The 241-nt window shown below is 63.9% G+C and carries 1 pseudogene; it reads right to left on the bottom strand.

The window, feature by feature from the left end:
- A pseudogene (locus EOD29_RS34635) lies at positions 1 to 203 on the bottom strand (LysR family transcriptional regulator); the annotation flags it as partial.
- Positions 204 to 241 lie beyond the last annotated feature (38 nt).

The raw sequence follows: 241 nt of genomic DNA, 5'->3' as shown, positions 1-241 counted from the left end.
CGCGCGGCAAACTCGCATAGCATCGCATGGAGGCCAACGCTCGTCATCGGCGGGACCGAGACGCGCAAATCACCACGCACGATGTCGTCGGTAGTTCGCACGCTTTGTTCGGCGACGCGCACAGCCTCAAGTGCAATGCAAGCCTGCCGGTAGAACACCTCGCCAGCATCAGTGAGGACGAGCTTTCGCGTGGTTCGGCGCAGGAGGCGCGCGCCGAGACGCTCTTCAAGCCGTGCGAGAC

Origin of the sequence: Mesorhizobium sp. M1A.T.Ca.IN.004.03.1.1 (assembly GCF_003997555.1) — a bacterium.
Taxonomy (GTDB): domain Bacteria; phylum Pseudomonadota; class Alphaproteobacteria; order Rhizobiales; family Rhizobiaceae; genus Mesorhizobium.
This window is presented reverse-complemented; position numbering and strand designations above follow the sequence as displayed.